The organism is Enterobacter sp. BNK-16 (assembly GCF_048684955.1).
In the GTDB taxonomy this organism is placed as follows: domain Bacteria; phylum Pseudomonadota; class Gammaproteobacteria; order Enterobacterales; family Enterobacteriaceae; genus Enterobacter; species Enterobacter bugandensis.
Genome location: NZ_JBLQTQ010000001.1, coordinates 3,971,172 through 3,989,751, shown reverse-complemented (window position 1 = coordinate 3,989,751; position 18,580 = coordinate 3,971,172). Strand labels below are relative to the sequence as shown.

Annotated in this window: 17 protein-coding genes; 9 read left to right on the top strand and 8 right to left on the bottom strand. The window is 56.1% G+C overall.

Going from position 1 to position 18,580, the window contains the following annotated elements:
- Positions 1 to 9 precede the first annotated feature (9 nt).
- Positions 10 to 717, bottom strand: a complete 708-nt coding sequence (gene minC, locus ACMGGH_RS19210) for a septum site-determining protein MinC (protein ID WP_028013521.1) — start codon at positions 715 to 717, stop codon at positions 10 to 12.
- Positions 718 to 840: 123 nt separating this feature from the next.
- On the opposite strand from minC, the gene ACMGGH_RS19205 reads away from it, so the two are divergent.
- The 3 genes from ACMGGH_RS19205 to ACMGGH_RS19195 all read left to right on the top strand — a co-directional run bounded on the left by ACMGGH_RS19205 (position 841) and on the right by ACMGGH_RS19195 (position 2,357).
- Entirely contained in the window at positions 841 to 1,116 is a 276-nt protein-coding gene (locus ACMGGH_RS19205; RefSeq protein ID WP_041909499.1) for a YcgL domain-containing protein, read from the top strand.
- 47 nt (positions 1,117 to 1,163) lie between these two features.
- Positions 1,164 to 1,823, top strand: a complete 660-nt coding sequence (locus ACMGGH_RS19200) for a fumarylacetoacetate hydrolase family protein (RefSeq protein ID WP_028013519.1) — start codon at positions 1,164 to 1,166, stop codon at positions 1,821 to 1,823.
- Between the two features lie 93 nt (positions 1,824 to 1,916).
- Entirely contained in the window at positions 1,917 to 2,357 is a 441-nt protein-coding gene (locus ACMGGH_RS19195) for a YcgN family cysteine cluster protein (RefSeq protein ID WP_028013518.1), read from the top strand.
- Positions 2,358 to 2,390: 33 nt separating this feature from the next.
- Here ACMGGH_RS19195 and dsbB read toward each other — a convergent pair whose 3' ends face one another.
- Entirely contained in the window at positions 2,391 to 2,921 is a 531-nt protein-coding gene (gene dsbB / locus ACMGGH_RS19190; protein WP_028013517.1) for a disulfide bond formation protein DsbB, read from the bottom strand.
- 46 nt (positions 2,922 to 2,967) lie between these two features.
- Positions 2,968 to 4,506, bottom strand: coding sequence for a sodium/proton antiporter NhaB (gene nhaB / locus ACMGGH_RS19185; RefSeq protein ID WP_232948557.1), 1,539 nt, complete (start codon positions 4,504 to 4,506; stop codon positions 2,968 to 2,970).
- A gap of 201 nt (positions 4,507 to 4,707) precedes the next feature.
- On the opposite strand from nhaB, the gene fadR reads away from it, so the two are divergent.
- Positions 4,708 to 5,427, top strand: a complete 720-nt coding sequence (gene fadR, locus ACMGGH_RS19180) for a fatty acid metabolism transcriptional regulator FadR (protein WP_028013515.1) — start codon at positions 4,708 to 4,710, stop codon at positions 5,425 to 5,427.
- A gap of 45 nt (positions 5,428 to 5,472) precedes the next feature.
- On the opposite strand, the gene ACMGGH_RS19175 is transcribed toward fadR, so the two are convergent.
- On the bottom strand, positions 5,473 to 7,005 hold the full coding sequence (locus ACMGGH_RS19175; RefSeq protein ID WP_023293929.1) for a SpoVR family protein: 1,533 nt from the start codon (positions 7,003 to 7,005) through the stop codon (positions 5,473 to 5,475).
- 321 nt (positions 7,006 to 7,326) lie between these two features.
- On the opposite strand from ACMGGH_RS19175, the gene ACMGGH_RS19170 reads away from it, so the two are divergent.
- Together ACMGGH_RS19170 and dadX are read left to right on the top strand one after the other, a co-directional pair.
- Positions 7,327 to 8,625, top strand: a complete 1,299-nt coding sequence (locus ACMGGH_RS19170; protein ID WP_232948558.1) for a D-amino acid dehydrogenase — start codon at positions 7,327 to 7,329, stop codon at positions 8,623 to 8,625.
- Positions 8,626 to 8,634: 9 nt separating this feature from the next.
- On the top strand, positions 8,635 to 9,705 hold the full coding sequence (dadX, locus tag ACMGGH_RS19165) for a catabolic alanine racemase DadX (protein WP_232948559.1): 1,071 nt from the start codon (positions 8,635 to 8,637) through the stop codon (positions 9,703 to 9,705).
- A gap of 46 nt (positions 9,706 to 9,751) precedes the next feature.
- Here dadX and ACMGGH_RS19160 read toward each other — a convergent pair whose 3' ends face one another.
- Together ACMGGH_RS19160 and ldcA are read right to left on the bottom strand one after the other, a co-directional pair.
- Positions 9,752 to 11,485 carry a potassium/proton antiporter gene (locus ACMGGH_RS19160; protein WP_041909504.1) on the bottom strand — a complete coding sequence of 578 codons (1,734 nt, stop codon included), beginning with the start codon at positions 11,483 to 11,485 and terminating at the stop codon, positions 9,752 to 9,754.
- 88 nt (positions 11,486 to 11,573) lie between these two features.
- Positions 11,574 to 12,488, bottom strand: coding sequence for a muramoyltetrapeptide carboxypeptidase (ldcA, locus tag ACMGGH_RS19155; RefSeq protein ID WP_232948560.1), 915 nt, complete (start codon positions 12,486 to 12,488; stop codon positions 11,574 to 11,576).
- 106 nt (positions 12,489 to 12,594) lie between these two features.
- On the opposite strand from ldcA, the gene emtA reads away from it, so the two are divergent.
- A complete protein-coding gene (emtA, locus tag ACMGGH_RS19150) occupies positions 12,595 to 13,206 on the top strand; it encodes a membrane-bound lytic murein transglycosylase EmtA (protein ID WP_028013510.1) in 612 nt (203 codons plus the stop codon).
- A 36-nt stretch (positions 13,207 to 13,242) separates the two neighbouring features.
- Here the strand turns inward: emtA and ycgR are convergent, their stop codons facing one another.
- Complete coding sequence (gene ycgR / locus ACMGGH_RS19145; protein WP_028013509.1) at positions 13,243 to 13,974, bottom strand: flagellar brake protein YcgR; 732 nt, start codon at positions 13,972 to 13,974, stop codon at positions 13,243 to 13,245.
- Positions 13,975 to 14,181: 207 nt separating this feature from the next.
- Here ycgR and ACMGGH_RS19140 point away from each other — a divergent pair, with 207 nt between their 5' ends.
- Both ACMGGH_RS19140 and ACMGGH_RS19135 read left to right on the top strand, forming a co-directional pair.
- On the top strand, positions 14,182 to 14,436 hold the full coding sequence (locus ACMGGH_RS19140; protein WP_028013508.1) for a GlsB/YeaQ/YmgE family stress response membrane protein: 255 nt from the start codon (positions 14,182 to 14,184) through the stop codon (positions 14,434 to 14,436).
- 112 nt (positions 14,437 to 14,548) lie between these two features.
- Complete coding sequence (locus ACMGGH_RS19135; RefSeq protein WP_232948561.1) at positions 14,549 to 16,651, top strand: TonB-dependent siderophore receptor; 2,103 nt, start codon at positions 14,549 to 14,551, stop codon at positions 16,649 to 16,651.
- A 60-nt stretch (positions 16,652 to 16,711) separates the two neighbouring features.
- On the opposite strand, the gene ACMGGH_RS19130 is transcribed toward ACMGGH_RS19135, so the two are convergent.
- Positions 16,712 to 18,397, bottom strand: a complete 1,686-nt coding sequence (locus ACMGGH_RS19130) for an alpha,alpha-trehalase (protein ID WP_232948562.1) — start codon at positions 18,395 to 18,397, stop codon at positions 16,712 to 16,714.
- Between the last annotated feature and the right edge of the window lie 183 nt (positions 18,398 to 18,580).

Sequence of the window (18,580 nt, the reverse complement as noted above, 5' to 3'; positions counted from 1 at the left end):
AAAAAGGGATTAATTCAACGGTTGAACGGTCAACGCGTCGTCTGCCAGAAGCAGGCGAGCCGCTTTGCCATAAAATTCGGCTGGGATCTTGTCGCTCAGCCAATATTCACCTGCGATGGACACCAGTTCCGCCGTCAGGTGAGTACAAAATATTTGCGCGTCCCGATCGCCACTTGCGCCCGCGAGCGCACGTCCACGCATCATACCGTAAACGTGAATATTGCCATCTGCAATAAGCTCTGCGCCAGCGCTGACGTGGCTTGTAACAATTAGATCACAGTTTGGCGCATAAATGCGCTGACCGGAACGAACCGGCACATCAATCATTCGCGTTTTTGTGAGAGCGGTAACGTTTTGCGCCGCAGGAGGGGGCGTTTGTACGGCAGCGGGTGCTGCACGTGGGGTTTTTTCTTTGCCTTCATTAAGAAGCGGCAGCCCCGCACGGTCGATTTCCGCTTTCAGCTCGGGATCTTTGCAGCCGCTGATACCGACAATACGCAGCCCGGTAGAGGAGACCGCCTGCTGGAGACGTGTCCAGTTAACCGGCGCCTCAAGACCGCTGACGTTGATGACGACGGGGGCGTGCTTCAGAAAGGCGGGAGCCTGGGCGATTTTGTCTTCTAACGCCTGACGAATAACCTCGGGTTTTGCATCATGCAAATGAACCACTGATAAGGTGAAGCTACTGCCTTTAAGCTCGATGGGCGTGTTTGACATCCTGGCCTTACTCAATTTGCTATTAACCGCAACCATTCGCTGCGATATTCCGAAGAGTATCAGGCATGTTATAGTCAGGAGTATATTGAGGCAAGCAACCACCCATTAATTCAGAGTAAAAACATGTTTTGTGTGATCTACAGAAGTACAAGCCGTGACCAGACCTATCTTTATGTCGAAAAGAAAGACGATTTTTCACGCGTGCCGGAAGAATTAATGAAGAACTTTGGCCGACCACAGCTGGCGATGCTGCTGCCGCTGGATGGCCGTAAGAAACTGGTGAATGCCGATCTGGAAAAAGTGAAAACGGCATTAGCCGAGCAGGGCTATTATTTACAGCTTCCACCGCCGCCTGAGAATTTATTAAAACAGCACCTCGAGGCGTCCGGGAAAAAATAGCCTCAGCTGTTTTCGGGCATAACACATCAACCGATTAGGGGTCGAGCATGTATCAACATCATAACTGGCAAGGTGCATTACTGGATTATCCCGTCAGCAAAGTGGTCTGCGTGGGCAGCAACTATGCGAAGCATATTCAGGAGATGGGCAGCGCAACCCCAGAAGAGCCGGTCCTGTTTATTAAGCCCGAGACGGCGCTATGCGACATCCGCCAGCCGCTGGCGCTGCCGCAGGGGCTGGGGTCGGTGCATCACGAAGTAGAGCTTGCCGTGCTGATCGGCGCCACGCTGCGCCAGGCTTCCGAAGAGCATGTCGAGAAAGCGATTGCCGGCTACGGCGTGGCGCTGGATCTGACCCTGCGCGACGTGCAGGGCAAAATGAAGAAGGCAGGGCAGCCGTGGGAAAAAGCCAAAGGCTTTGATAACGCATGTCCGATTTCAGGGTTTGTTCCGGTGAATGAATTTACCAACGATCCGCAGGACACTCCGCTCAGCCTGAAGGTTAACGGCGAGATCCGCCAGCAGGGCACCACGGCAGATATGATCCACAAGATCGTGCCGCTGATCGCCTACATGAGCCGTTTCTTCACCCTGAAGCCGGGCGATGTGATCCTCACCGGCACGCCGGAAGGCGTGGGCCCGCTCGCCAGCGGCGATGAGCTTGAGGTCGGTTTTAACGGTCTGTCGCTAAAAACCCGCGTGCTGTAACCGCATCTTGCCGCCTGCAAAGGGCGGCAAAACTTGCAACCACGTGCCAGACTCGTTATAAGGTGCGCTTTCTTTTGACGTGTGGACATCCTGATGAACGACATTCCTTTCTGGCAAAGCAAAACTCTTGACCAAATGACCGACGCGGAGTGGGAATCGTTGTGCGACGGCTGCGGGCAGTGCTGCCTGCACAAGCTGATGGATGAAGACTCCGATGAGATCTATTTCACCAACGTCGCCTGCAGGCAGCTGAACATTAAAACCTGCCAGTGCCGCAACTACGAACGCCGCTTTGAGTTCGAGCCGGACTGCATCAAGCTCACCCGTGAAAATCTGCCGACTTTTGAGTGGCTGCCGCACACCTGCGCGTATCGCCTGCTGGCGGAAGGGAAAGATCTACCGGCCTGGCATCCTCTGCTGACCGGTTCAAAAGCGGCGATGCACGGCGAGCGTATCTCGGTACGCCACATTGCGGTGAAGGAGTCCGAGGTACGGGACTGGGAAGATCACATCATGAATCACCCTAATCGGTGATAATAAAAAACCCGCCGTGGCGGGTTTTTGCTTTTACCTTCCAAACAAATCGCGTTTCTTCGGTTTGAACGGCTGAGCGATCAGCACCAGCAGCGCCACGACGAAGTAGGCCACAAAAATGCCCACCAGCCACTGCGGCATCTCCAGCGTCAGGAATTCCCACTGACGTACGGAGCAGTCACCGGATGCGACAAACACCTGCGGAAGCCACTTATCCAGCGGCAGCCAGCTCGGGAAACGGGCGGCGAAATCACAGGTCATAAACGGTGACGGATGCAGCTGCATCATGGTGTGCTGCCAGGAAAGCTCAATCCCTTTCCAGGCGCTGTACAGCCAGATGGCAATACCCACATAGCGCAACGGCGTTTTTGGGGCAATTGCGCCCACCAGGCCTGCACCCATAATGCCGAACAGCGCGCAGCGCTCGTAGATGCACAGCACGCAGGGCTTGAGTCCCATCACGTGCTGGAACCACAGCGCAACCATTTCCAGCGCAAAGGCGGTCAGGGCCATCAACAACCACGCTCCGCGACCGCGGGAGCACTGGTTTAAAAATCTCAACATAATCATTTCCCTGGAACATGCTTAGAAAGCGCAGTGTAAACGAATTTTAATGCGCCGCAAGTATACCCGCTTGTAGCAGCCATTGCGTACAGGGAACGAGAGTAATTTTGATGCACAGCAAACCAACAACGGTGAGCACCAGCGTGTACGGCAGCGCCATCCAGACCATTCTTCCATAAGAAAGCCGTATGAGTGGCGCCAGCGCCGAGGTCAGCAGGAAGAGAAATGCCGCCTGGCCGTTAGGTGTTGCAACGGAGGGCAGGTTTGTTCCGGTGTTGATGGCTACCGCCAGCAGGTCGAACTGCCCGGTACTGACGATCCCTTGCTCCATCGCCGCTTTGGCCTCATTGATATACACCGTCCCGACAAAGACGTTATCGGAAATAGAGGACAACAGACCGTTAAAGAGATAGAACAGCGTAAGCTGCGAGTCCGGCGAGGCCTGAAGCACAAACGCGATAATCGGTGCGAAAAGGTGTTGGTCAATAATCACCGCCACGACCGCAAAAAAGACCGCCAGCAGCGCGGTAAACGGCAGGGCTTCGGTAAAGGCTTTACCAATAGCATGTTCGTCCGTAACCCCGCTAAAGGTGGTGGCAAGAATAATGACGGAGAGGCCAATCAACCCGACCTCGGCAAGATGCAACGCCAGCGCGGCGATAAGCCAGATGCCGATGATCCCCTGCGCAATCAGACGCAGCGTCTCCTGGCGCGTACGCTGTTTGCGGCTCTGCTCGTCAAATTTATGCAGTTCTTTGCGGACCGGTTCAGGTAGCTGTGCGCCGTAGCCGAACAGCCTGAATTTTTCGACCAGAATGCAGGTCGCTAACCCGCAGACCAGCACAGGCACGCTGACGGGGGCCATGCGCAGGAAAAACTCGCCAAAATGCCATTCAGCCGCTTTCGCGATGATCAGGTTTTGCGGCTCGCCCACCATGGTCATCACGCCGCCCAGCGCCGTACCGACCCCTGCGTGCATCATCAGGCTGCGCAGAAACGCGCGGAACTGTTCCAGCACGTCGCGGTTATGCGCCTCGACGTGGCTATCGTCCTGTAAATCCTCACTTGGGCGAGAGGAGGCCACGCGGTGATAAATGCCGTAAAATCCGACGGCGACGCTGATCACCACCGCGACAACGGTGAGCGCATCCAGGAAGGCCGACAGAAAGGCGGCGGCAAGGCAAAACGCCAGCGAGAGGATCGTTTTTGACGTAATGCTCAGCAGCAGGCGGGTAAAGATAAACAGCAGCAGCTGTTTCATAAAGTAGATACCGGCCACCATAAAAATGAGCAGCAGGAGCACTTCCAGATTGGAGGCCAGCTCTGCTTTTACATGCTCTGCGGACGTCATGCCGATGACAACGGCTTCAAACGCCAGCAAACCGCCGGGCAGCAGGGGATAACACTTCAGCGCCATGGCCAGGGTGAAGATAAATTCTGCCACCAGCAGCCACCCGGCGATAAACGGATCCACGCTAAAAATGATGGTATTAACGACCAGGAAAACCAGCAGTATCAGTTTGTACCAGTCAGGAGAATGACCTAAAAAATTGCGCCACAGCGCGCGCCCAAAAGAAATTTCCACAACAGACGTCCTTCCCGTTAAGTAATACAAAACATCAGTATACGCAAAAATCGCGGCCCGGAGGCGGATAAGACTGCATTGTAAATTTCACAAAAATGAAACGGCGATCCCTCTTTTCTCACTTTGCCGCGCTACCTGCCGTTGCACGCCTCTGGTATGATGAGTCCAATTTGCAAAAAGCTGTGTAATGGAAATCTCACTATGGTCATTAAGGCGCAGAGCCCGGCGGGTTTCGCGGAAGAGTACATCATTGAAAGCATCTGGAATAATCGTTTCCCTGCGGGGTCCATTCTTCCGGCTGAACGCGAACTCTCTGAACTGATTGGCGTCACTCGCACCACGCTGCGTGAAGTGCTTCAGCGACTGGCGCGTGATGGATGGTTGACGATCCAGCACGGCAAGCCAACAAAGGTAAACAACTTCTGGGAAACCTCGGGGCTGAACATTCTAGAAACGCTGGCGCGCCTCGACCACGAAAGCGTGCCGCAGCTGATTGATAATCTGCTCTCCGTGCGCACCAACATCGCGACTATTTTTATTCGTACCGCTTTCCGTCAGCATCCTGAAGATGCGCTTGCGGTGCTGGCCAGCGCGAATGAAGTTGAAGATCACGCCGACGCCTTTGCCACCCTCGATTACAACGTGTTTCGCGGCCTGGCGTTTGCCTCCGGCAACCCGGTTTACGGCCTGATCCTCAACGGTATGAAAGGGCTCTATACCCGCATTGGTCGTCACTACTTCGCTAACCCTGAAGCCCGCAGTCTGGCGCTGGGCTTCTACCATAAGCTGAGCAAGCTCTGCACCGAAGGCCTGCACGATCAGGTTTATGAAACCGTACGCCGCTACGGCCACGACTCCGGTGAAATCTGGCACCGTATGCAGAAAACGCTGCCGGGCGATTTAGCGATTCAGAGTCGCTAAAATAAAAAACCTCTCAATCGAGAGGTTTTTTTTCGCCCGGTGGCGCTACAGCGTATTCAACCGCGCCGGGCAGCGTTCCAGCAGCTCCACGCTACCGTCCTCATTTTGCTGCTCCAGCTGCACGTCAAAGCCCCACAGGCGGTGCACGTGCTTCAGCACCTCTTTACGTCCTTTATCCAGCGGCGCGCGGTTGTGCGGGATATAGCGCAGCGTCAGGGAGCGGTCGCCGCGCAGGTCCACGTTCCACACCTGAATATTGGGTTCAAGGTTGCTCAGGTTGTACTGGGAGGAGAGACGGGAGCGTATCTCCCGGTATCCTTCCTCGTTGTGGATCGCGGAGATCTCCAGATAGTTGTTGCGGTCATCGTCCAGCACGGTGAAGAAGCGGAAATCGCGCATGATCTTCGGCGACATGAACTGGCTGATAAAGCTCTCATCCTTAAAGTCGCGCATCGCAAAATGCAGCGTTTCCAGCCAGTCAGAACCGGCGATATCCGGGAACCAGTACTTGTCCTCTTCCGTTGGCGACTGGCAGATGCGCTTAATATCCTGGAACATCGCAAAGCCCAGCGCATATGGGTTAATCCCACTGTACCACGGGCTGTTGTAGGGCGGCTGGAACACCACGTTAGTATGGCTGTGAAGAAATTCCATCATGAACCGCTCGGTGACTTTCCCCTCGTCATACAGATGGTTGAGAATGGTGTAGTGCCAGAATGTTGCCCAGCCTTCGTTCATCACCTGGGTCTGTTTCTGCGGATAGAAATACTGGCTCACCTTACGCACGATACGCAAAATCTCGCGCTGCCACGGCTCCAGCAGCGGGGCGTTCTTCTCCATAAAATAGAGCAGGTTTTCCTGCGGCTCGGACGGATAACGACGCGCTTCGGCAATCGTTTTTTCCTCCTCACGCTTCGGCAGGGTGCGCCACAGCATGTTCACCTGGCTCTGCAGATACTCCTCGCGGCTTTTCTGCCGGGCTTTCTCCTCCTGCAGTGAGATTTTCTGCGGGCGTTTATAGCGGTCCACGCCGTAGTTCATCAGCGCGTGGCAGGAGTCGAGCAGCTTCTCTACCTCGTCCACGCCGTAGCGCTCTTCGCAGTCGGTAATGTATTTACGCGCGAAGATCAGGTAATCGACGATGGAGCTGGCGTCCGTCCAGCTGCGGAACAGATAGTTATTTTTAAAGAAGGAGTTATGGCCATAGCAGGCGTGCGCCATCACCAGCGCCTGCATGGTAATGGTGTTCTCTTCCATCAGATAGGCGATACACGGGTTGGAGTTAATGACGATCTCATACGCCAGCCCCTGCTGGCCGTGCTTGTACAGCCGCTCCGTTTCAATGAATTTTTTACCAAACGACCAGTGCGGATAGTTGATCGGCATCCCGACGCTGGAGTAAGCGTCCATCATCTGTTCGGAGGTAATCACCTCAATCTGATGGGGATAGGTATCCAGGCGATACAGTTTTGCCACCCGGTCGATTTCGGCGAGGTAGACATCCAGCAGCTCGAAGGTCCAGTCGGGTCCATCGCTCAGACGTGTGTTGTCCTTGTTCAGGGAATCAATAGTAGCCATTAGCGCGCCCTCGTTGTGGGTGCTCTCTCTGTCTGGAGAGCCTCCTTTCAAGCATAGATCAACGTGTTAAAAAGCGTGCTGGCGCAGAAATTTTTTCTTTGCGATTTCCCGTTTTTGATACGGCAAAAAAAGCGAACTCATCAGAATTTTATGCTGGTTAAAAATAAAGCTCAGCAGGAGATCCCAAATTATCCCTGTCCCCTGATGCTGGGGGATGTGTGAGGTAAGTCACCATAAAAAAGTCGTATGTTGAATAATATTTTCAACTAGGTTATCAATCTGTAATTAGATGATTGTTCTTTTGCTCATAATGGAGTGGCTATGCGTGTTGTCATACTGGGAAGTGGTGTCGTTGGCGTAACCAGCGCCTGGTATTTAAGTCAGGCGGGACATGAGGTTACCGTTATCGATCGTGAATCCGGCCCGGCGCTTGAAACCAGTGCGGCAAATGCCGGTCAAATCTCTCCTGGCTATGCGGCCCCGTGGGCGGCGCCCGGCGTGCCGCTGAAGGCAATCAAATGGATGTTCCAGCGCCACGCGCCGCTGGCCATCAGCCTTGACGGCACGCAGTTCCAGCTGAAGTGGATGTGGCAGATGCTGCGCAACTGCGACACCCGGCACTATATGGAAAATAAAGGCCGCATGGTGCGTCTGGCGGAATACAGCCGTGACTGCCTCAAAGCCCTGCGCGCGTCGACGGGGATTAAGTACGAAGGCCGTCAGGGCGGCACGCTGCAGCTGTTCCGCACCGAACAACAGTATGAAAACGCCACCCGCGATATCGCCGTGCTGGAAGATGCCGGTGTACCGTATCAGCTGCTGGAAGCCAGCCAGCTGGGGCAGGTGGAACCCGCGCTGGCCGAAGTGGCCCACAAGCTGACCGGCGGTCTGCGTCTGCCGAATGACGAAACCGGCGACTGTCAGCTCTTTACCCAGCGTCTGGCGCACATGTGCGAGCAGGCTGGGGTGAAATTCCGCTTTAATACCTCCGTCGACAAGCTGCTGTCGGAAGGCGAAAAAATTTACGGCGTGAAGTGCGGCGATGAGGTGATAAAGGCGGATGCCTACGTGATGGCGTTTGGTTCCTACTCCACCGCCATGCTGAAAGGCATCCTCGATATTCCGGTCTACCCGCTCAAGGGCTACTCATTGACTATCCCGGTGAAAGAGGAGAGCGGGGCGCCCGTATCAACCATCCTGGATGAAACCTACAAAATCGCCATTACCCGCTTCGATAACCGTATTCGCGTCGGCGGCATGGCGGAGATTGTCGGCTTCAACACCGAGCTGCTGCAGCCGCGTCGTGAAACGCTGGAGATGGTGGTGGGCGATCTCTTCCCGCGCGGCGGGTTTGTGGAACAGGCGACGTTCTGGACCGGCCTGCGTCCGATGACCCCGGACGGCACGCCGATTGTGGGCCGCACGCCATACAAAAACCTGTGGACCAATACCGGACACGGCACGCTCGGCTGGACGATGGCCTGCGGCTCGGGCCAGCTGCTGAGCGACCTGATTTCCGGGCGCACGCCGGCAATTCCGTTTGACGATTTAAGTGCTGCGCGCTATCAATCAGGATTTACGCCATCGCGTCCTCAGCACCTGCACGGCGCGCATAATTAAGGAGTTGTCATGTCCCGTCCTGTTCTGGCTCAGCTGGATCTGCAGGCCCTGAAGGAAAACCTGCAAATTGTTCGCCGGGCAGCACCTGGTTCGCGCGTCTGGTCAGTCGTCAAGGCAAACGCCTACGGCCACGGTATTGACCGTATATGGAGCGCGCTCGGCGCGACCGACGGTTTTGCGTTACTCAATCTGGAAGAGGCCATCCTGCTGCGCGAGCGCGGCTGGAAAGGGCCTATTCTGCTGCTGGAGGGGTTCTTCCACGCGGACGATCTGCCGCTGCTGGATAAGTATCGCCTGACCACCAGCGTTCATAGCAACTGGCAGATTAAAGCCATTCAGGATGCGAAGCTCCACGCTCCGCTGGATATTTATCTCAAGGTGAACAGCGGCATGAACCGCCTGGGCTTCCAGCCCGATCGGGTGCATACGGTCTGGCAGCAGCTGCGTGGCCTGAAAAACGTTGGCGAAATGACGCTGATGGCGCATTTTGCCGACGCGGAAAAACCGGACGGCATTGCTGATGCTATGGTCCGCATTGAGCAGGCGGCTGAAGGGCTCGATTGTCCGCGCTCCCTGTCGAACTCGGCGGCGACGCTTTGGCATCCTGAAGCCCACTATAACTGGGTGCGTCCGGGGATCGTTCTGTACGGTGCATCACCCTCAGGCCAGTGGCAGGATATTGCCAACAGCGGCCTGAGGCCGGTCATGACCCTGCGCAGCGAGATCATCGGCGTGCAGACGCTGAAGGCGGGCGACACGGTAGGCTACGGCAGCCGCTTCCGGGCGAAGGGCGAGCAGCGGATTGGCATCGTCGCGGGCGGTTATGCCGACGGCTACCCGCGCATTGCGCCGACCGGCACGCCGGTCTGGGTTGATGGGGTTCGCACGGGAACGGTAGGCACCGTATCAATGGATATGCTGGCCGTTGACCTGACGCCATGCCCGCAGGCGGGCATCGGTTCACCGGTCGAGCTGTGGGGCAACGAAATCAAAATTGATGACGTGGCGGCCGCGGCGGGAACGGTAGGGTATGAACTGATGTGCGCCCTGGCACCAAGAGTGCCGGTTGTGACGGTGTAACTTGTATCTTTGCCGGGTGACGCGAAGCCGCCACCCGGTAAAAAAACTACTCCGCGTCCTCTTCCATCGGCCTCAAACCGACCTTCCGCACCGCGTTATCTTCTTTTTCTGCCACCGTCCAGATCATCCCGGCAAACTCCACCTGGTCACCCACAACCGGCGCAGCGCCAAGCCGCTGCTGAATGATTTCGCCCAGCGTTTGCGGGTTATCACCGTCTTCTGCACCTTCATCCAGGCCATAAATGAGCGCCACATCCGCAAACTTGGCGCTGGCTTCCAGAATAAAATCGCCGAAGAAACGCTGGTCCAGCGCCACGGGAGGCGACTGGCTGAACAGCTTGCCCAGCGCGGGCAGGTCGCGCTCGCGGCCAATGACGCACAGAATATCCCCTTCGCGCAGGCGGGTGCTGCCGGTCGGGTGCAGCAGGACATTATCGCGGAACAGGGCGGCAATGCGCGTTTCAGTCGGCATGTGCAAATCGCGCAGCGAGGCCCCCACGCACCATTTGTCGGCGCTCAGCTGATAGACGAACTGCTCCCACGGGTTTTCCGGGTGAATGTCCAGCCCCACGCGGGAGACCGGCCAGCCTACGGGCGGCACCACCACTTTGGCCTTTTTCGCCGCCCACCCGAGCGACGTGCCCTGGAACAGCAGGGAAATCAGCACCACGAAGAACGCCACGTTGAAGAACAGCCGCGCGTTGTCGAGACCGGCCATCATCGGGAACACCGCAAGGATAATCGGCACCGCGCCGCGCAGGCCGACCCAGCTGATAAAGACGCGCTCGCGCAGGTTAAAGCCGCGAAACGGCAGCAGGCCTGCAAATACGGAGAGCGGACGGGCGAAGAAGATCATCCACGCCGACAGCAGCAGCGCCGGAACGGCGATCGGCAGCAGGTCCGACGGGGTCACCAGCAGGCCCAGCACCAGGAACATGCCGATTTGCGCCAGCCACGCCAGGCCGTCAAAGTTCTGCAAAATAGCATGACGGTTGCGAATAGGGCGGTTGCCCATCAGGAACCCGCAGAGGTAGACGGCGAGAATACCGCTGCCGTCCAGCGCGGTGGTGACGGCAAAAATGAGAATGCCGCCGCTCAGCGCCAGCAGAGGGTAAAGCCCCGAGGGCAGAGAAATGCGGTTGATCGTCTGCTGTAACAGGTATCCCCCCGCCAGGCCGATGACAATCCCCAGCCCGAACTGCTGCAGAATATGCAGGGCAAACATCCAGCTCAGGCCCGTCTCGTGCTGCTGGATCATCTCTATCAGCGTGATGGTCAGGAACACCGCCATCGGATCGTTACTGCCGGATTCAATCTCAAGCGTTGAGCCAACGCGTTCGTTAAGCCCTTTACCGCCAAGCAGGGAAAAGACCGCCGCCGCATCGGTAGAGCCAACGATTGCGCCAATCAGCAAGCCTTCCATGAGATTGAGATTGAAAAGCCAGGCGGCCATCATCCCGGTGAGGCCGGAGGTGATCAACACGCCGACGGTCGCCAGCGACAGCGCAGGCCCTAAGGCCACGCGGAAGGAGCTCGCCTGAGTGCGCATCCCGCCGTCGAGCAGGATCACCGCCAGCGCGAGGTTACTCACCATGTAGGCGAAGGGATAGTTATCGAAGGGGATACCGCCGATGCCGTCAACACCGGCCAGCATGCCGATGGCCAGGAAAATAACAAGAATGGGTATGCCAAGACGCGATGAAAATGAACTTAATAAAATACTGCTGGTTACAAGTACAGAACCCAAAATGAAAAGGCTGATTATCGCTGCGGCATCCAATGTTCTCTTTCTCCCACCTCAATGTTAACGCTGTTACTAAAACCCTAACATATTAACAACGGCAACAGCGTTTTATTAAGGGGGTTTTTTATGCTTTTATGACCGGATGACCACCGATCGTTAACCGACTGCCCGAAACATCATGTGTAAGCGTCGCCTGCGCGCCCAGCGCAAGGGTAACGGTCTGCTGCTCATGACCGAAATCCAGACCGGTGATAACCGGAATATCCAGCCGCGAGCGGATGAAATCGACCATCGTTTCCAGGGAGTAGCCCGCATCATAGTCATTCGGGGCAGAGCCGCTGAAGCTGCCCAGCACGATCGCGGACTGGCGATCGAGAATACCGGCATGATAAAGCTGCAATAACATGCGCTCTACGCGGAACGGATGTTCGTTAATATCCTCCAGCACCATAATGCCGTCCTTGATTTGCGGCATCCACGGCGTGCCGATGAGCGAGACCAGCATCGCCAGGTTACCGCCCCAGAGCTGGCCCTCACATTCCCAGTGCGGTCCATTGCCTTGCCATTCCACGCTGTAGGTGGGATTGCGCAGCGCGCGCCAGAAATGCTCCACGGTGAACGCGTCCAGTTCCGGCGCGCCGAAGTTACCGGCCAGCATCGGGCCGCTAAACGTGATGACGTTATGAAGCGCCAGAAGACCAAGCTGGATGGCGGTGAAATCGCTGTGGCCGCATATCAACAGCGGATCCTGCTGCTGGCGCTGTGCCAGGCCCTGCCAGTCAATGCTCTCAAGCAGCCTGCTCGCACCATAGCCGCCGCGCACCGCAAGGACTATTCGGTTTTCGCCCTTCAGGTTCACCAGGCTATTGATATCATTTAGCCTCTGCGCTTCTGTTCCGGCAAAACGCTGCTGGCGGCGGGGGATAATTGTCTGATTTTCTACCTGATGGCCGGATTCCAGTAAGCGCTGAACGCCCCGCTGCGCCGCGTCCTGGTTAATACAGTAGCCCGATGGCGCGATGAGATGAAACTGAGACATGGCAATTCCTTGCTGAATGAGAAACTAATTGTCTATATCATGCCGCGTATACGACGCCTGCTTCAAGGGCGGCGCACCGCGATGACCGGCTATAAGGATAGATGACGTGAAATTGAGATGGTTTGCTTTTTTGATTGTTTTGCTGGCTGGCTGTAGTTCAAAACATGATTATCAAAACCCGCCCTGGAACCCGGAAGTGCCGGTGAAACGGGCCATGCAGTGGATGCCGATCAGTGAAAAAGCCGGGAAGGCATGGGGCGTCAGCCCGCGGCTAATTACCGCCATTATTGCGGTGGAGTCCGGCGGCAATCCCACGCTTGTCAGCAAATCCAACGCGGTGGGGCTGATGCAGCTGAAAGCCTCTACGGCGGGGAGAGAGGTCTACCGCTATATGGGCTGGAGCGGCCAGCCGTCGACCAGCGAGCTGAAGAACCCGGAACGCAACATTTCTATGGGGACCGCTTACCTGAGCATTCTGGAACACGGCGTGCTGAAGGGCATTGAGGATCCGGAAGTGATGCAATACGCGCTGGTGGTCTCGTACGTGAACGGCGCCGGGGCGCTGCTCAGAACCTTCTCCTCTGACCGCAAAGAGGCGATTGAGGAGATCAACGACATGGACAAAGATGAGTTCGTCGAGCATGTGGCGAAAAATCATCCGGCACCGCAGGCGCCTCGCTATATCTGGAAAGTACAGAAAGCGATGGATGCCATGTAATGCCGCAAACGGGCGGCGCTCGCTGCCCGACTTTTCCTACAGAACCTTATTCGCACGTTCCCGTGCTTCCCGTTCCAGCGAATAGATAATGCGCTGCAGCTCGCGCTCCGCGCCGGGCCCGACGTTCAGAAAACGGAAGCTCAGACGCGGCGTGGTAATCGTTTCATTTTTGCTGTCCACCACCGTGCGCTCGCTGATGGCAATCAGCTGTGCATCGAAATAAAAACGGCCCCAGCCCGCCATATCCAGTTCTATTTGCGTAAACCGCATGCCTTCTACCAGACCCTCCGGCTTCGGGGTATCCATCAGCGCGCCCATTCCGCCCAGCGACAGGTCAAAGAGACGGAAGCGGATCTCTTTTTTGTCCGGCATTTTGGCCTTACAAAAATAGGCAGGATGAAGGGGGGCGCTGATGCGGAAATATTCACGGCGCTGGACAAACCAGAGATTGCCAGGAAGGAGGGTAACAAAAGCCGGAAGTCCCTGGTATTCGCTCAGTTCCAGTCGCGGCAGGACAAATTCCACTTTGGCCCCATGGGTTTCGGCCATGACCACGATATTCTCTGCTTTCAGCGCCGCGCGGTTTTCATACTCAAGGCTGCCCAGGTCAATAACCAGCCTCTCCTGCGAGACGTCAAGGATCTTGCTGATAAACTGATTATTCGACCAGCTGATGCGCAGCGGCACTTCGCCTTTTTGCAGGTCGCGTAATACCCCTAATACAGCCAGCGGATTTTGCTTGAGGAACTGCTCACTGTAATGACTCACGCCGGATGGCTCCTTGATTGATGACAGACTGTCTTAGTGTTATCGGCAATCCACCCTCAAACTTAATACAAACCGGTGAGATTTTTTTACCGTTGTCCGCAGGATAAGTCGGTGAGACGAAACTGGTTTTCCGGTGATGACCTATACTTAAGTTAGCTGTGCAGAAGGTTTTCTGCACATGCGTTTAATCTGCAAGAGGGCATTGCTATGGGTATCATCGCCTGGATTATCTTTGGCCTTATTGCCGGCGCTATCGCAAAACTGATCATGCCGGGAAACGATGGCGGCGGCTTTATTTTGACCTGCGTACTCGGGGTCGTTGGTGCGGTTGTAGGCGGCTGGCTGGCGACGATGTTTGGTTTTGGTGGTGACATCAGTGGTTTCGACATGCACAGTTTCCTGGTCGCTGTCGTGGGAGCCATTGTCGTGCTGGGCATATTCAGATTACTGCGACGAGCATAAAATGACAGAACGGCTCTCTGCGGAGGGCCGTTTTTTTTGCCGCCATATTGATTTGCTAATCTAAATGATAATAATTGTCGTTCCGTATTGCATGTAATAACAAGACGACATTATGAACTCCTCACGTTTTACGTTATGCACCCTGGCGGGTGCCGTCACGCTGGCATTGCAGGTCCAGGCTTTCGCCGAAGAATCAACCATTGTCGTCACGGGCTCAGAGCAGGGCAGCGTGCTGTCGGCCTGGACCAACAGCGCCACCAAATCGGCCGTTGCCGAAAGTAAAACGCCGCAGGTTATCAACACGCTCTCTGCGCCGGAGATCGAAAAGCGTCACGCGAACTCCGTGAATGAAATCCTGCGCTATGCCCCAGGCGTCTCAACCGAGGTGCGGGGGAATACCTCCTATATGAGCGAATACAAAATTCGTGGCTTTACCGTTGATCAGGAGTTTTACAACGGGCTGCAGCTACCCTATAACGTCACCGGCAACACCAAGGCGCGCATCGATCCGCTGTTAATAGAGAGCGTCGATATCCTGAAAGGGCCTTCATCGGTGCTTTACGGCGGCGGTTCGCCGGGCGGGCTGGTAAATATTCAAAGTAAAAAGCCGCAGCGGGAAGCCCGTACCGAGGTCGGTTTTAATACCGGGAACCGTAATCTGAAAGAAGGCTATCTCGATTCGACCGGACAAATTGCCGACAGCGACTGGAATTACCGCCTGCTGGGTAAAGCGACGGAGAATGACGATCAGCCGCACACTAGCCGCTATGAAAATTATCTGGTCGCCCCATCCGTTACATGGCAACCCGACGGTAAAACCCGCCTCACCCTGGATGCGCTGGCGCAAAACTCCCCGAGCCTGACGCCGTCTAACCCGCTGCCGCTCGCTTATCTGCGGTCCAAATATGCCGATCGCCGGGATTACGCCGGAGATGAGTGGAGCGGGTTTAAGCAGCGGCAGTGGATGCTGGGCTACAGCTTCGAACACGAGTTTGACAGCGGCTGGGGCTTTAATCAGAAAGCGCGCTATTTCGACGTCGATACCCACCAGAACAGCGTCTACGCGACGGGAACGGGAAGTGAGGTCTATCAGCTTAACCGCTTTGCCTATACCACCGATGAAGATCTTAAGAGCTTCAACATCGACAACCAGGTGACTAAAACCGTTGCGCTGGGCGAGTGGAAACACCATCTGCTGGCCGGGTTTGACTATCAGAGGCTGAACTCCCATTTCCACTACCGCTACGCGTCGACTACGCCGGGCATGGATATGCGTAATCCGGACTATTCGCAAATCGACGAAAGCGCGCTGGGGCTCTACACCGCCCAGAAAAACCGCCTCAGCTACCAGCAGAACGGGTACTACCTGCAGGATCAGGTGGAATTTGGCGGCTTAAGTCTGTTGGGCAGCCTGCGCTACGACGATTACCGCTCCGTCACCACCGATTACCTGCAAAACGGCGATAAGGCCTGGGTATCGCAGGATCGCGTTACCAAACGCCTGGGGGCGCTTTACGCCTTCGATAACGGTATTTCGCCGTTTATCAGCTATTCAGAAGGTTTTGCACCGGTCTCGCCGCAGGGGACGCTCACGGCGAAAGACGTCAAGCCAACCACCAGCAAGCAGGTTGAAGGCGGGGTAAAATATCTGCTGGCAGAGTACGCCACGACGTTTACCGCCTCGGTGTTTAACATCCGGCAGAAAAACGTCGTCACCTCCGACCCGGGCTTCCTGAACTACCGGCAGACAGGTGAGGTGGAATCCAAAGGCGCGGAGCTCTCCGCCATCAGCCGCCCGACGGACAACCTGACGCTGATTGCCAACTATGCCTACACCCACGTAATTAATACCGAAGATGATAAATATCAGGGCAAGCGTCCTACTCAGGTGCCGGAAAATGCGTTCAACCTGTGGGGGGACTACACCTTCGAGAGCACGCCGCTGAAGGGGCTGATGCTGGGCGCCGGGGCGCGCTATACCGGGCCGATGGAGATTTCACCGTCTAACGATGCGGGTAAGCTGGGGGGCACTACGCAGTACGATCTGGCGGCGTCGTACCGGATGGGCGAAATTCTGCCTTCGCTGGCGGGGCTGACGCTTAAGGCAAGTATGCAGAACATCACCAATAAAGAGACGCTGACCTGCTACGATGCGACTAACTGCTGGATTGGGCGTGACAGGACGTATCAGCTAGGGGCGAGTTACAGCTTCTAAATCCCTGTGAGTTCAAAATGAAGGCCGGGTAAGGCGTAGGCATCACCCGGCAATACTCCCTTACTGCGCCGAAGCTTTCACCGGCGCAGCCTCATCATTCGCCGCAGGCTGATTTTCCGGCACGCTGTCGCACGGTTTCTCTTTCGGACAAACCAGATCCAGCATTTTCAGCGTCACGCCGTTACTCCAGCCGAACCCATCCTGGAGCGGATATTCACCGCCGCCACCGCCGGTACCGGTAGAAGAGACATCATACTTCTCCACCAGCTTCTTCTCGCGGTCATAAGTGTGCTGAACGTTCTTCAGGAAGCGCCAGGTCACGTCCATTGCAACCTTATCCTGCCCATAGTTCTGCAACCCTTCCGTTGCCACCCACTGCAGCGGTGCCCAGCCGTTTGGCGCATCCCACTGCTGGCCGCTGTTGATGGTGGTGGTGGTAATACCGCCCGGCTTCAACAGGCGCGCGGAGGTGGCCGCGGCCACTTTATCGGCGCGATCCTGTGCCGCCGCCTTCACGTAGAGCGGGAAGAGGGCCGCCGCCGTGAGCTGGTTGCGCACCTTCTTACTCTTGAGATCGTAATCGGCGTACCAGCCCTCTTTATCGTTCCACAGGTGGCGCTCAATGGCTTTTTGACGCGCGGTTGCTAATGCCTCGTATTTACTCGCCGCCGCGCTGTCGCCCGCCTCCTGGCCTGCTCGCGCGAGCAGTTTTTCCATTTTAAACATCAGGGCGTTCAGATCGACGGGCACAATGCTGGTGGTGCGGATGGTGCCGAGCTTTTGCGGGTCGTCCATCCAGCGGGAGCTAAAGTCCCAGCCCGAGGCCGCTGCGGAGCGCAAATCGCGGTAGATTTCCGTCGCAGGCCGGTTAGGGTTGCTCTTCGCCGTGGTGATATCGTCAAGCCAGGACTCCGGGCGCGGGGTATCGCGATCGTCCCAGTAGCGGTTGAGTACGGAACCGTCATCGAGCTTCACCACGCGCTGGTTAGCCTGCCCTGGCTGAAGGCTTTCTACACCCTCCATCCAGTAGGTGTACTCTTTTTCCATTTGTGGACGGTATTTTTTCAGCGCGTCTTTGTCATGCGTCGCCAGCAGCTCAACCATCAGTGAGAAGAACGGCGGCTGGGAGCGGCTCAGGTAATAGCTGCGGTTGCCGTTGGGGATATGGCCGAAGGTATCAATCTCATACGCAAAGTTATCCACCATATCGCTGATTTTGTCCCAGTGGCCGCTCTCCGCCAGGCCCAGCATGGTGAAATAGCTATCCCAGTAGTAGACCTCGCGGAAGCGCCCGCCGGGCACAACGTAAGGTTTCGGTAACGGCAGCAGGGAATCCCATTTGTTACTGGCTTTATCCGTGGTGCGCGTCAGCACAGGCCAGAGGTCGTCAATGTGCTCACGTAAGCTTTGTCCCGCAGGCGGCACATATTTTTCACCTTCCGCAGGCAGTATGAAGTTCATCTCCACAAAGTGGCGCAGGTCAAAGCTTGTCTGGGTGTGCTGCATCCGGTAATCCGCCAGTATCATCAGCGGGTCGCTTTTGGGAACGGCATCGGCAAAGGTTTTCTGATCGGGAAACAGTTTGGCACTCTGCACGTCGTTAAACAGAGGGCCAAACAAAATATCGGGTGAATTTTTCTGGTAGGCTGGCTGTTCTTCAGCATAACCCATCGTTGCCACACCGAGCAGCGCGCCTCCCAGCGCGAGGTGCAAAAGAGCAGGGCGTAAAGTACGAGGTCTTATCATCGGTTCGTCTCCTGTATTCCTGAGCAGCGTGACCGCTGTTATCAATCACCTGAAAACCTTAGACGAATATTGCCCGCTTCGCGTGTTGAATATCCCATTTTGCGCAGAACCAGACAATTTACCGCTTCGCACGCCCTGTCCGGAAGGATTTGTTGTGCAACAAAAAAAATAATAGAACCCAAA